Origin of the sequence: Mesorhizobium sp. M4B.F.Ca.ET.089.01.1.1 (assembly GCF_004022605.1) — a bacterium.
In the GTDB taxonomy this organism is placed as follows: Bacteria; Pseudomonadota; Alphaproteobacteria; order Rhizobiales; family Rhizobiaceae; genus Mesorhizobium; species Mesorhizobium abyssinicae.
Genome location: NZ_RZOS01000139.1, coordinates 1 through 13,072, shown reverse-complemented (window position 1 = coordinate 13,072; position 13,072 = coordinate 1). Strand labels below are relative to the sequence as shown.

Genomic DNA, 13,072 nt, shown 5'->3' with positions numbered 1-13,072 from the left:
CGGGGAGGACCGGCTCGTCGAAGCCCGCCGGCAGGTCTTCACGCCGGCTCAAGATAGCTTTCCCAGGCGTCGATCGACACGGTCAGCGTCGGGTCGGCGCCCTCGCCCCAGACCTCGGTGCCGTCGAAGACCACCGTATAGAGCCATTGCGGGTTCTCGCCTTTCCCATGCGCGTTGCTGTCGGGGAAGACAAAGCCCTCGCGCACGACCTCGACGGTGCCTTGCTTGCCGCGTGCATAGCGCGGCAGCCGCGTGTGCCCGGTCGGATTGAAATTCTTCATGAGCACCCGGTCGCCGGCCCTGAACCGCGCCGGCGTGGCGACCGGCCGGTTGCACGGGCCGCCCCTGGCCAGCGCTGCCGGGACGTTTTCCGCCTTCAGCACTCTCTTGGGAGCAGCTGCCGGATCGACCGCCCGGCCCTCGGCCAGATCGCGGTCGCTGACGAAGCCATGCCGTATGAGCAGCACTTCCAGCGCCTTGATCCAGATCTGGTAGTAGCTGGATGAATAGTAATCGGCCGGATGCAGCGATTCCCGCGCATGCCGGCTTTCGTCGATGTTCCAGGCGCCCATGGCGCCGGCGGTGAGCGTCACGCCGAGTGCCCGCCTTTCCCAGCCGGCATGGAAATAGGGCTCGTCCTTTTCCGGCGCGACCGGCCCAAAGCCCATCTGCCCGCCGAGATCCTGCGGCCCGTTCATGCCGGCTCCCCCGTCATGCCGGCGCCTTTGCCAGTGCGGTGCCGATCATCGCATCGCGGCTCACCAGCTCGGCCAGTTGCGCCTCGCTCCAGCCCTCGGTGCCCTTCGGCCGCATCGGCACCACCAGATAGCGCAGCTCCGCCGTCGAATCCCAGACGCGGATCTTCTTGTCCGCCGGCAGGGTCAGGCCGAATTCCGCCAGCACGCCGCGCGGATCGATCACCGCCCGCGAGCGATAGGGCGGCGCCTTGTACCAGACCGGCGGCAGGCCGAGCACCGTCCACGGATAACAGGAGCACAGCGTGCAGACGACGAGATTGTGCGTCTCCTCGCTGTTGAAGACGGCCTGCATGTGCTCGCCCTGCCGGCCGGTATAGCCCAGCGATTCGATCGCCGCCGTCGCATCGCGCCTCAGCCAGTCGGCATAGGCCGGATCGGTCCAGGCCTTGGCCACCACCCGGGCGCCGTTGCGCGGGCCGATCTTGGTCTCGTAGGTGTCGACGATGACGTCGATCGCGGCCGGATCGATCAGACCTTTCTGGGTCAGGATCGTTTCCAGCGCGCGCACGCGCGCCGCGAATGGATCGAGCTCGTTGTCATGGTCATGATCATGCGACATGAGCTCAGACTAGAACCGCCGACATGTGGCCGCAAGCATGTCGGCTTGGGCCAGCAAGCGGCCGTCGAGCTATTCGGCCGCGGCTTTCTGGAGTTGGATGACCCGGCCTTCTTCCGGATCGAACAGCGACGGTTGCTCCGCACTTTCGACCGCATGCAGCGCCGGCCGGCTCTTCTTCGAGGAGAAGCCGAGCAGCCAGCCGGAGAAATTCTCGAAATAGACGTAGATCACCGGCGTGACGAAGAGCGTCAATGCCTGCGAGGCGAGCAGGCCGCCGACCACTGCGACGCCGAGCGGCTGGCGCAGTTCGGCGCTGGCGCCGGTGCCGAGCGCGATCGGGAACGTGCCCATCAGCGCCGCCAGCGTCGTCATCATGATCGGCCGGAAACGCATCAGGCAGGCCTTGTGGATAGACTCCACCGCCGACATGCCCTCGCGCCTGAGCTCCAGCGCCACGTCGACCATCATGATGCCGTTCTTCTTGACGATGCCGATCAGCATCAGGATGCCGATCACCGCGATCACCGAAATGTCCATGCCGGCAAAACGGAGTGCAACCACCGCCCCCAGCACCGCCGACGGCAGGCCGGTGAGGATGGTGAGCGGATGGATGAAGCTCTCGTAGAGCATGCCGAGCACGATATAGATGGTCAGGATCGCGCCGCCGATCAGCAGCCCCTGGTTGGCGAGCGAATCCTGGAAGGTCTTGGCGGTGCCGGCAAAGCTGGTGCCGATCGTTGTCGGCATGCCGACCTGCTCCTTGAGCTGGTCGATGCGGGTCACGCTGTCGCCCAGCGCCGCGCCCGGCGGCAGATTGTAGGAAATCGTCACCGCCGGAAGCTGGCCGAGCTGGTTGACGGTGAGCGCGCCGGCCGTGCGGTCGACATGGGCGAAGGCGCCAAGCGGCACCAGGCTGCCGCTCGCCGTCCGCACCTGGATGGCGAGCATGCGCTCGGGCGACCATTCGATCTTCGGGTCGAGCTCGGTGATCACTGCATAGCTGTCGGCCGAGCCGAAGATCGTCGAGACCTGATCGGTGCCGAAGCCGCCATAGAGGGCCGAGCGCAGCGTATCGGTATCGATACCGAGCTGGGCGGCCTTGTCGCGGTCCACCACCAACGACGCCTGTAGGGCATTGTTCTGCAGGTCGCTGGTGACATCGGCGAAGAAATTGTGGTCCGCCGCCATCGCGTCATTCAGCTTCTGTGCCCAGATATCAGTCTGGCCGGTATCGAGGCCTTGAACCACGAGCTGGTAGGCGCTGGCCGACGACCGCGAACCCAGCCTCAGGTTCTGCACCGGCTGCATATAGGTTTCGATGCCGGCCACGCCTGCCAGTTGCTTGCGCAGATCCGAGAGCACCTTTTCGATGTCCGGGCGCTTGTCCTTGTCCTTGAGTTGCACGAACAACTGGCCCTGGTTGAGCGCATTGTTGCCGCTGCCCGCCGACCACGCCACATGATCGACATAGGGCGAGTGGGAGAAAACGCTGGCCACCTGGCCCTGGAGTTTCGCCATGGCGTTGAACGAGATGTCCTGGCGGGCGACCGTCGTCACCGATATCTGGCCGATGTCCTCTTGCGGGAAGAAGCCCTTCGGCGAGACCTCGATCAGCCAGACCGACGCCGCCGCGGTGCCGATGAAGACGAGGAACACCAGGAAGGTGTGGCGCAGGCAGAAGCTCAGCAGCCAGTCGTAGCAGCGTGTGACGAAGTCATGCCGGTGGCCGCCTCCATGGGCTACCCTCTCCGCCTTCGAGACCGAAAGCAGGCGCGAGCAGAGCATCGGCGTCAGCGTCAGCGAGACGAACATCGACGCCAGGATGGCGACGGTCACCACGACCGCGAACTCGTTGAAGATGCGGCCGATGACGCCGCCCATCAACAGCACGGGAATGAACACCGCCACCAGCGAGATCGAGATCGAGATGATGGTGAATCCGATTTCGCGCGCGCCCTTCAGCGACGCGTCGAACGCCGAGAGCCCGTCTTCCTCCATGTGCCGGAAGATGTTTTCGAGCATGACGATGGCGTCGTCGACGACCAGGCCGACGGCGAGCGTCAGTCCCATCAGCGAGATGTTGTCGATGGAAAAGCCGAACAGGAACATCGCGCCGAGCGTGGCGATCAGCGAGATCGGCACGGCGACGGCCGGGATGATCGTCGCGGTGACGCGGCGCAGGAAGACGAAGATCACCATCACCACCAGCGCGATCGTCAAAAGCAGCGTAAATTGGACGTCGTCGACGGCCTGGCGGATCGAGGTCGAGCGGTCGTTGAGCAGCTTGATCGAGGCTGCGCCCGGCATCTGGTCCTGGAAGGACGGCAGCATCGCCTTGACCTTGTCGACGACGTCGACCGTGTTGGCGTCCGGCTGGCGCTGCACGGCCATGATGATGGCGCGGGTGCCGTCATACCAGCTCGCTGTCGTCGTGGTCTGAACCGAATCGACGACGCGGGTCACATCGCCCAGCCGTACCGGGTGACCGTCTTTGGTGGCGATGATGAGATTCGCGAAACCCGCCGCGTTGTTAAGCTGAGTATTGGCGGTGATGGTCAATTGCTGCTTGTCGTTCTGCAGCACGCCGAGCGGCGTGTTGCTGTTGGCCGACGCCACCGCCGTCTGCAGCTGGTCGATCGAGATGCCGCGCGCGGCGAGCGCCGTCGGGTCGATCTGGATGCGCACGGCGTATTTCTGCTGGCCGTAGATCGAAACCTGCGCCACGCCGTCGATGGTCGACAGCGACGGCGAGATGACGTTCTCGGCGAAGGCATCGAGATCGGTCAGCGGGACCGTGTCGCTGACAAGCGACATCAACAGGATCGGCGCGTCGGCCGGATTGACCTTGCGATAGCTCGGCGGCGCCGTCATCTCGGGCGGCAGCGACCTTTGCGTGCGCGCGATCGCCGCCTGCACATCCGCCGCCGCGGCGTCGATGTCGCGGTTGAGCACGAACTGGATGGCGATCGAGGTCTGGCCGAGCGAATTGGTGGTCGAGATGGAATCGATGCCGGCGATCGTGGCGAACTGCTTGATCAGCGGCGTCGCGACGGACGTCGCCATGGTCTCCGGCGAAGCGCCGGCCAGCTGGGCCGAGACGTTGACCACCGGAAACTCGGCGCTGGGCAGCGCCGCGACCGGCAGGAACTTGTAGGCGAACAGTCCGCCCAGCACGAGGGCGAACGACATCAGAAGCGTGGCGACGGGCCTGCGGATGCAGAATTCGGAGATCATTGGCTGGCCTCGCCCGCCTTGCCGGCTTGCGCGACCTTGGGTGCGCCCTGAGCGCCGCCCTTGGCGGCCGCCTTGCCCTCATGCACGGTCGCGCCGTCCTTCAACCTGGTCTGGCCCTCGACGACCACCTTCTCCCCGCCCTTGAGGCCCTGGCTGATGGCGCTGTTGTCGCCTTCGGTCAGCGCCACCTGGACGGGGCGCATCTCCACCGTACTGTCGGGCTTGACGACGTAGACGAACGGCCCCTTCTGGCTGGGCTGCACCGCGACGGTCGGAACCGAGGTCATTTGCGGCATCGTGCCGGCGTCGAGCAGGACGTTCACATACTGGCCGGGCCACAGCGAAAGATCCGCGTTCGGTACGCTCGCCCGAGTGGCGATAGTGCCGGAGGCGGTGTCGACGCTGGAGTCGACGAAGTCGAGCGTGCCCTTGCCGATCGGCGTCGGATCGCCGTCCTTGGTCAGCGTCACGTCGCCTTGCTGCGGGTCGGCCAGCGCCTTGTGCAGCAGGGCGAGGTTGCTCTCCGGCAGGGTGAAATTCACCTGCAGCGGATCCATCTGCGTGATCGTCACCAGCGGGGTCGAGCTGCTGCTGTTGCCGTTGCTGGTGGTGACGAGATCGCCGACCGAGACGTTGACAGCGCCCAGCCTGCCCGAGATCGGCGCCGAGATCGCCGCGTAGCTCAACTGCACTGTATCGGCGTCGATGGTGGCCTTGTCCGCGTCGATGGTCGCGGCAGCCGCCTTCTGCGCCGCCAGCGCCTGATCGTAGGTCTGCTGCGTGCCGGCCTGCTTGGCGACGAGGTCCTTGGCGCGCTGCAGGTCGGCCTGGGCGCTGACCAGCATGGCCTGATCCTTGACCAGCGTCGCCTGGTCTTTTGCGAGCTGCGCCTTCAGCGCCCGGTCATCCAGTGAAATGAGAAGATCGCCGGCCTTGACCATCTGCCCGTCCTTGACCGCGATCGAGACGATCTGGCTGGAGACGCGGGCGTTGATGGCGACCACCGCCGGCGAGGACACGAAGCCGATGGCATAGCGGCGGATGGGGAAATCGGCGGTAGTGGCGGCCGCGGAAACGATCGAGGCCGAATGCGTGCCACCGCCGCCGCCCTTTGCATTCTCCGGTGCCTTCGCCGTCTTTTCCGTGCCGTTGCTGGCGGCCTGCTGGCCCGAAATCAGTTGCTGGACTTTGCCCAGCGCCGTCGGCGAAAGGTAGAGACCGGTCCCGGCAACGCAGGCCAGCGCAATCACCGCAAAGACGATTTTTCCGCGCATCGACAACAAGCCCTCTCACGCGACACGCCGAAATCCGGTGGTCTATTTCTGCTCGATCCGCGGCGCCTTGCCGCGAATTTCGCCGAAATAGATAGGACAAGGCTTTGGCGGAAAAGGGCCAAAACACGGCATTACGAAGATTTAATGTGCAGTGCACAATAAGGAGGCAACCCGACCGACGGGCCGGGACCGCGACCTGAGATCTGTTGAGATTCAGGTCAGGCCGAATCGAAAACGGTGATTTCCGAGAACCGGAGCGGAGCGTACTTTTGGGTAGGTGAGCACCGGAAGCGCAGGAAAGCGCCGTTTGCAGGCCGGCCTCACCTGAATATCGACAGATCTTAACGCAGCATCGGCCACAGCGTCGCCGCCAGCAGCGCACCCATGGCGATGTTGAACCATTTCAGCCGCACCGGATCCGACAGGAACCCGCGCAGCGCCGTGCCGAAGCCCGCCCACACCGAGACGCTCGGCAGGTTGACGATGGTGAAGGCGACCGAGATCAGCACCACCGACAGGAACGGGTGCTCCGCATTGGCATAGACGGCCATGGCGGTGATCGCCATCACCCAGGCCTTGGGATTGACCCACTGGAATGCGGCCGCATCGATGAAGCGCATCGGTCGCGCTTCCGTCTCGCCCTTGCTGCTCAGCGAACGCGACATGGCGATCTTCCAGGCGAGATAAAGCAGATAGACGCCACCGGCGACCTTCAGCGCCGTATGCAGCGCCGGAAACGCCGTCAGCACCGCGCCGAGCCCGAAGCCGACGGCAAGCAGCAGAACCAGAAATCCGATGCTGATGCCGAGCATATGCGGCACGGTCCTGACGATGCCGAAATTGACGCCGGAAGCCAGCAGCATGAGGTTGTTCGGCCCCGGCGTGATCGAGGTGACGAAGGCGTAGACCAGGAGCGCAAGGAACGTTTCAAGCGGCATGACGTCCTCCCAGACAAGTCATCGCGTCGAATAGGTCAGTATAATTGTCCTTTTATACCGGGCGCGCAAAGGCCACCCTGGAGCATCAACCGGGCCAGACGGTCAGGACGGAAATGACGACCTGCCGGCGCTTCGGCGCCGGCCTCCTACATGCCCTGCGGGCCGCGGTTCATCGCCGCCACGCCGGTGCGGCAGATCTCGACCAGGCCGAGCGGCTTCATGATGGCGATGAACTGGTCGAGCTTGGAGCCCTTGCCGGTGATCTCGAAGATGAAATGCTCGGTGTTGGCGTCGATGACGCTGGCGCGGAAGGCATCGGCAAGACGCAACGCCTCGACGCGGCTGTCGCCGGTGCCGGCGACCTTGACCAGCGCCAGCTCGCGCTCCAGCGGCCGCTCCTGGCCAAGCTCGTGCGAGCGCACGGTGAGGTCGACCACGCGGTGCACCGGCACGATGCGCTCGAGCTGGTGCTTGATCTGCTCCAGCACATGCGGCGTGCCGCGCGTCACGATTGTGATGCGCGACAGATGCTTCTCGTGCTCGGTCTCCGAGACGGTCAGGCTCTCAATGTTGTAGCCGCGGCCGGAGAACAGGCCGATGACCCGGGCAAGCACGCCCGGCTCGTTGTCGACCAGCACGGAGAGTGTGTGGTTCTCCGGCTTTTCCGTTTCCTTGGCGATGAAATAGGCGGAGCCGGTCGGTTGGAGCTGTGCGTTCATGGGGTGAATCTCGATTTCAACTCTTGGATCTAATTCTCTGTTTGCGCACGGCTTCCTTCGACCAGCCCTGCCTTGGCTCGTCGCCTACACCAGTTCCCTGCCCTTGGCGTCGATGGCATTGGCCACCGCCTCGTCGGTCGCCTCGTCCGGCAGCAGCATCTCGTTATGCGCCTTGCCCGACGGGATCATCGGGAAGCAGTTGGCCAAAGTCGCCACGCGGCAGTCGAACAGCACCGGCTTCTTCACCGCGATCATTTCCTTGATCGCGTCGTCGAGCTCGTCCGGCTTGTCGCAGCGAATGCCGTGGCCGCCATAGGCCTCGGCCAGCTTGACGAAGTCCGGCATCGCCTCGGTGTAGGAATGCGACAGCCGGTTACCGTGCAGCAGCTGCTGCCACTGCCTGACCATGCCCATATACTGGTTGTTGAGGATGAAGATCTTGATCGGCGCCTCGTACTGCACCGCCGTGCTCATCTCCTGCATCGTCATCTGCACCGAGGCATCGCCGGCGATGTCGATGACCAGCGCATTGGGATGCGCGATCTGCACGCCGAGCGCCGCCGGCAGGCCGTAGCCCATCGTGCCCAGCCCGCCCGACGTCATCCAGCGGTTCGGCTTCTCGAAATGATAGTGCTGCGCCGCCCACATCTGGTGCTGGCCGACCTCGGTGGTGATGTAGGTGTCCATGTCCTTGGTCAGCGCATAGAGCCGCTGGATGGCGTATTGCGGCATGATCACGTCGGCGTTCGGCTTGTAGGCCAGCGAGTCGCGCGCCCGCCATTTGGCGATCTGCTCCCACCACGGGTAGAGCGCCTTCTTGTCGGCCTTGGCGGTCGCCCGCCACAGCCGCACCAGATCCTCCAGCACCCGGCCGACGTCGCCGAGGATCGGCACGTCGGTATGGACGTTCTTGTTGATCGACGACGGATCGATGTCGATGTGGATCTTCTTCGAGTTCGGCGAGAACGCGTTGAGCCGCCCGGTGATGCGGTCGTCGAAACGGGCGCCGATGCAGATCATCACGTCGCAATCGTGCATGGCCATGTTGGCCTCGTAGGTGCCGTGCATGCCGAGCATGCCCACCCAGTTCTTGCCGGAAGCCGGATAGGCGCCGAGCCCCATCAGCGTCGAGGTGATCGGGAAGCCGGTGAGATCGACCAGTTCGCGCAGCAGATGGCTCGCCTCCGGACCGGAGTTGATGACACCGCCTCCCGAATAGATGATCGGCTTCTTTGCGCTGGCCATCAGCTCGACCGCTGCCTTGACCTTCTCCAGGTCGCCCTGGACCTTCGGCTGGTAGCTGGTGCGCGGCGCCGTCTGCGGCGGCACATAGGTGCCCTTGGCGAACTGCACGTCCTTCGGAATGTCGACCACCACCGGGCCGGGGCGCCCGGTGGTCGCGACATGGAAGGCCTCGTGGATCGTGGCCGCGAGCTCGTTGACGTCCTTCACCAGCCAGTTGTGCTTGGTGCAGGGGCGCGTGATGCCGACCGTGTCGCATTCCTGGAAAGCGTCGGAACCGATCAGCGAGGTCGGCACCTGGCCGGTCAGGCAGACCAGCGGAATGGAATCCATCAGCGCGTCCTGCAGCGGCGTCACCGCGTTGGTGGCGCCGGGGCCGGACGTCACCAGCAGGACGCCGGCCTTGCCGGTCGAGCGGGCGTAGCCTTCCGCCGCATGGCCGGCGCCCTGCTCGTGCCTGACCAGAATGTGCTCGACCTCGTCCTGTTGGAAAATTTCATCGTAGATCGGGAGAACCGCGCCGCCCGGATAGCCGAAGACATGCTTGACGCCATTGTCCTTCAGCGCCTGCACCACCATTTCGGCGCCCGTCATTTCGCGCCGCTCGTTCCGCTCGTTGCTCATCGGTCTGGTCCCGTACTGTCGCCGTGTGGGCGTTGCTGGTCGTTTAGTCGTGTTTCGGGCAATAAAAAAGGCCCCCGAGGGAGCCTGTGTGATGCGCATGGGAGGTTTTCGCCCGGCGGTTACACCGCCTTGCCCACGCGCCTGCCTACGAGAATGAGTGCCGTTTTCATGGTGGCGGACAGTAGAGGCCGGAAAGCCGGCCTGTCAACCGGGAAAATGCTCCGCCTCGCCACCGTTCGCGTACCGTCCCAAACGGCTTCAGCGCGGCGGCTTGCAGTGCGCGACTCGCGGATCACATTTGGCTCCCTTCCTCGCCTGCACCAATGTTGGGCGATGCGGCTCGGCCTTCGCCGGCCCATGATGCGGTGTGCGCATCGCCAGCATCTGCTGATGGTTGAGCCTCCTGCGCGGCCCAGGTTTGCCATCGGATGTCTCGCCGATCTCCACCTGCCCGGCGCCGGCGATCACCCTCTTGTGCTTTCGGTCGGCCGTGTTCGGTTCCCCTTCGGCGATCGCCGCTGCGGGCCGGATCGACCTGACGCCCGCGGGCTTCTTCGGCCCGTGGCCGGCGGCGTCGGGCGTGCCTGCGATAACCGGCGCAGCACCTTGCGCCGGCAAGGCAGCGTTGCCGGCCAGCATCTTCACCGCCTCGCCCTTCGACGGATCGAGCCGGGCTTCGGAGAAGTCGCCCTTGCGCGGCGGCACGATCTTCGCCGCTTTGATCGACGTCACGACCGCCCTGGGAAGCTCAGGCAGGCGCGGCCCGGCATCGATCGCGACGACCTGATTGCCAAGCCGTACGCGCGGCGCGTTGTTGACGATCACAGTCTGGTTGATGATCGTCGTGTTGCGGATGATGGTCACGTTTTCACGCACCGGCCGCACGACGCTGACGACATCGGCCACGCCGATCGCCGCCACCGGTGCGAAGCACCACCAGCCCTCGTCGAACGCGACATCGGCAATACGCGGCGGCGCCGGAGCCCAGCCGATGTTGTCGCCGCCCTGGCGCCACACCACCCAGGCCGGCGCCCATTCGTAGCCGGCGATCCAGACCCAGCCGAATTCGGGATCGTACGCCCAGCGCCCGTAGTGGAAGACGATGCCGCCGAACGGCTCGGCCGACTCCCAGTACCAGCCCTCGTCGGTCCAGACCCATCTGCCTTCCGTATAGGGCCGCCATTCAGGCCGGACGGAGGGAACCCACACCTCGCCGAACCGGCTGGAAGTCCGCCAGCCGCCGTAAGTCGCGAGCCGCTCGCGGACGGTCACGGAAACCACGGCCGCATGCGCCGCCTGATAGGACGGAACCGCCAATGGACCGGCCAAAGTCACGCCCAAAGCCAAGGTGACGGCTGCGGAAGCTGCCAGCCCGCGCCGGGCGAATGGATGGATGGAGGACAATTGCATGACGCTTGGTTCCTTGCACCGCCATTCGCCCCCGTTGCTCTTGTCTTGAGACGCCATGGCCGCAATGCGGCAAAAGCCGATCACGATTGCGCGACCAATGGAGCGTCGCGCCACCTCCCCCTCTCCAGACAAACCATTGAAAACACGCCAAACTATTGGAGGGCATGACGCGAGAACAGTTTTGCCGAAATACTTGCGCATGCCGGACGGGGCGAACCCGGCTCCAGCGCTCGATCAAGAAGCGATCCCAAGACCGGAGGAACTGATGCTCGACATGACCCCGAACAAGAAGCTTTCCGACCTGCTCGACCAATTCGGCGCGGCACTTGCCGCCGGCGATATCGACAAGGCCGTCGCCTGCTTTCAGGACGACTGCTACTGGCGCGATCTCGTCGCCTTCACCTGGAACATCAAGACCATGGAAGGCCGCGACCAGGTGCGCGACATGCTTGTGAGCCAGTTGGCGAAGACGAAGCCTTCGAACTGGGCGATCGCCGACGGCGAGGATGCCAGCGAGAACGGCGGGGTGCTGGAAGGTTGGATCCGCCTCGAGACGGCGGTGGCGCGCGGCTTTGGCCACATCAGGCTGAAGGACGGCAAGATCTGGACATTGCTTACCACCATGGCGGAGCTGAAGGGCCATGAAGAGCCGGCCGGCTTCGCCCGGCCGCTGGGCGCCAGGCACGGCCATGGCAAGAATCGTCCGACCTGGAAGGAGGAGCGCGAGAAGGAAGCGGCCGAACTCGGTTTCAAGACGCAGCCGCATACGCTCATCATCGGCGGCGGCCAGGGCGGCATCGCGCTGGGCGCCCGGCTGCGCCAGCTCGGCGTGCCCACCATCATCGTCGAGAAGAACGAACGTGCCGGCGACAGCTGGCGCAAGCGCTACAAGTCGCTCTGCCTGCACGACCCGGTCTGGTACGACCATCTGCCCTATATCGACTTTCCCAGGAACTGGCCGGTCTTCTCGCCCAAGGACAAGATCGGCGACTGGCTGGAAATGTACACCAAGGTGATGGAGCTGAATTACTGGTCCTCGACCGAGGCCAGGAGCGCCGCCTATGACGACAAGAAGAAGGAATGGACCGTCGTCGTCCACCGCGACGGCAAGGACATCACGCTGAAGCCGAAGCAGCTGGTGCTGGCGACCGGCATGTCCAGCAAAGCGAACATGCCAAGCTTCAAGGGCATGGACAGCTTCAGGGGCGATCAGCACCATTCCTCGAAGCATCCCGGCCCCGACGCCTATGCCGGCAAGAAGGCCGTCGTCATCGGTTCGAACAATTCCGCCCACGATATCGCCGCCGCACTCTGGGAGGCCGGCGCCGACGTAACCATGGTGCAGCGCTCGACCACCCACATCTCCAGATCCGACACGCTGATGGAAATCGGGCTGGGTTCGCTCTACTCGGAAAAGGCCGTGCAAAGCGGCATGACGACGGCCAAGGCGGATCTCATCTTCGCCTCTTTGCCCTACAAGATCCTGCACGAATTCCAGATCCCCGCCTACGCCGAGATGAAGAAACGCGATGCCGCGTTCTACAAGGGCCTGGAAGAGGCCGGCTTCATGCTGGACTGGGGCGACGACGAGTCCGGCCTGTTCATGAAATATCTCAGGCGCGGCTCCGGTTATTATATCGACGTCGGCGCGTCCGACCTCATCATCGACGGCTCGATCAAGTTGAAGAGCGGCGTCGAGGTGAAGGAAATCGGGGAGCATTCGCTGCTTTTCTCCGACGGCTCGGAATTGCCGGCGGACCTCATCGTCTACGCCACCGGCTACGGCTCGATGAATGGCTGGGCGGCCGACCTGATCTCCCGCGAGGTCGCCGACAAGGTCGGCAAATGCTGGGGTCTCGGCTCCAACACCACCAAGGATCCCGGCCCCTGGGAAGGCGAGTTGCGCAACATGTGGAAGCCGACGCAACAGGAGGCGCTCTGGTTCCATGGCGGCAACCTGCACCAGTCACGCCACTATTCGCAATTCCTGTCGCTGCAGTTGAAGGCGCGGCACGAAGGCATCGCGACACCGGTCTACGGGCTGCAGAAGGTTCACCACAAGGGATAGGCCGCTCTGCCGCTTGTGCGAACAACAACGCGTAGCCCGCGCGGCCTCTCGGCCGCGCGGGCTTTTATTTCAGGCCCGGAGCACCACGCCCCTCGCCTTGGCCCAACGCTCGACGATCTTGCGCTCCTCCAGCGTTGCGAGGCGGTTGCCGAAGCCGCGCACCTGCACGGCCCGGTTTTGCGGGTCGAGCTCGATCGTCAGCAAGCGCTCGATCTTGCCGAGCGCCTTGCGCCGCAGCACCCAGAT

Annotated in this window: 9 protein-coding genes; 1 reads left to right on the top strand and 8 read right to left on the bottom strand. The window is 64.7% G+C overall.

Translation table 11 applies throughout. From position 1 onward, the window contains the following. Positions 1-38: 38 nt before the first annotated feature. From nthB to EN780_RS15410, 8 genes are all read right to left on the bottom strand, one after another. Complete coding sequence (gene nthB, locus EN780_RS15445) at positions 39-698, bottom strand: nitrile hydratase subunit beta (protein ID WP_128274604.1); 660 nt, start codon at positions 696-698, stop codon at positions 39-41. Positions 699-711: 13 nt separating this feature from the next. Next, positions 712-1,317 carry a nitrile hydratase subunit alpha gene (gene nthA, locus EN780_RS15440; RefSeq protein WP_128274602.1) on the bottom strand — a complete coding sequence of 202 codons (606 nt, stop codon included), beginning with the start codon at positions 1,315-1,317 and terminating at the stop codon, positions 712-714. A 69-nt stretch (positions 1,318-1,386) separates the two neighbouring features. Then, positions 1,387-4,551 carry an efflux RND transporter permease subunit gene (locus EN780_RS15435; protein ID WP_128274600.1) on the bottom strand — a complete coding sequence of 1,055 codons (3,165 nt, stop codon included), beginning with the start codon at positions 4,549-4,551 and terminating at the stop codon, positions 1,387-1,389. Next, positions 4,548-5,825 carry an efflux RND transporter periplasmic adaptor subunit gene (locus tag EN780_RS15430; RefSeq protein WP_128274599.1) on the bottom strand — a complete coding sequence of 426 codons (1,278 nt, stop codon included), beginning with the start codon at positions 5,823-5,825 and terminating at the stop codon, positions 4,548-4,550. Before EN780_RS15430 ends, EN780_RS15435 begins: the two co-directional genes overlap by 4 nt. Before the next feature lie 341 nt (positions 5,826-6,166). Then, the gene (locus tag EN780_RS15425) at positions 6,167-6,763 is read right to left on the bottom strand and encodes a LysE family translocator (RefSeq protein WP_128274597.1); all 597 of its coding nucleotides are present in this window, start codon (positions 6,761-6,763) and stop codon (positions 6,167-6,169) included. A 146-nt stretch (positions 6,764-6,909) separates the two neighbouring features. Beyond that, a complete protein-coding gene (gene ilvN / locus EN780_RS15420) occupies positions 6,910-7,482 on the bottom strand; it encodes an acetolactate synthase small subunit (RefSeq protein ID WP_006204962.1) in 573 nt (190 codons plus the stop codon). 84 nt (positions 7,483-7,566) lie between these two features. Beyond that, complete coding sequence (locus tag EN780_RS15415; protein ID WP_127285088.1) at positions 7,567-9,348, bottom strand: acetolactate synthase 3 large subunit; 1,782 nt, start codon at positions 9,346-9,348, stop codon at positions 7,567-7,569. Between the two features lie 258 nt (positions 9,349-9,606). Next, entirely contained in the window at positions 9,607-10,758 is a 1,152-nt protein-coding gene (locus EN780_RS15410; protein WP_128274595.1) for a DUF6600 domain-containing protein, read from the bottom strand. 265 nt (positions 10,759-11,023) lie between these two features. Between EN780_RS15410 and EN780_RS15405 the strand changes: the two genes are divergently transcribed. Next, entirely contained in the window at positions 11,024-12,826 is a 1,803-nt protein-coding gene (locus tag EN780_RS15405; RefSeq protein WP_128274593.1) for an NAD(P)/FAD-dependent oxidoreductase, read from the top strand. Positions 12,827-13,072 lie beyond the last annotated feature (246 nt).

Coding starts and splice junctions, on each gene's coding strand:
- nthB (WP_128274604.1), bottom strand. CDS start 698: ATGAACGGGCCGCAGGATCTCGGCGGGCAGATGGGCTTTGGGCCGGTC.
- nthA (WP_128274602.1), bottom strand. CDS start 1,317: ATGTCGCATGATCATGACCATGACAACGAGCTCGATCCATTCGCGGCG.
- EN780_RS15435 (WP_128274600.1), bottom strand. CDS start 4,551: ATGATCTCCGAATTCTGCATCCGCAGGCCCGTCGCCACGCTTCTGATG.
- EN780_RS15430 (WP_128274599.1), bottom strand. CDS start 5,825: ATGCGCGGAAAAATCGTCTTTGCGGTGATTGCGCTGGCCTGCGTTGCC.
- EN780_RS15425 (WP_128274597.1), bottom strand. CDS start 6,763: ATGCCGCTTGAAACGTTCCTTGCGCTCCTGGTCTACGCCTTCGTCACC.
- ilvN (WP_006204962.1), bottom strand. CDS start 7,482: ATGAACGCACAGCTCCAACCGACCGGCTCCGCCTATTTCATCGCCAAG.
- EN780_RS15415 (WP_127285088.1), bottom strand. CDS start 9,348: ATGAGCAACGAGCGGAACGAGCGGCGCGAAATGACGGGCGCCGAAATG.
- EN780_RS15410 (WP_128274595.1), bottom strand. CDS start 10,758: ATGCAATTGTCCTCCATCCATCCATTCGCCCGGCGCGGGCTGGCAGCT.
- EN780_RS15405 (WP_128274593.1), top strand. CDS start 11,024: ATGCTCGACATGACCCCGAACAAGAAGCTTTCCGACCTGCTCGACCAA.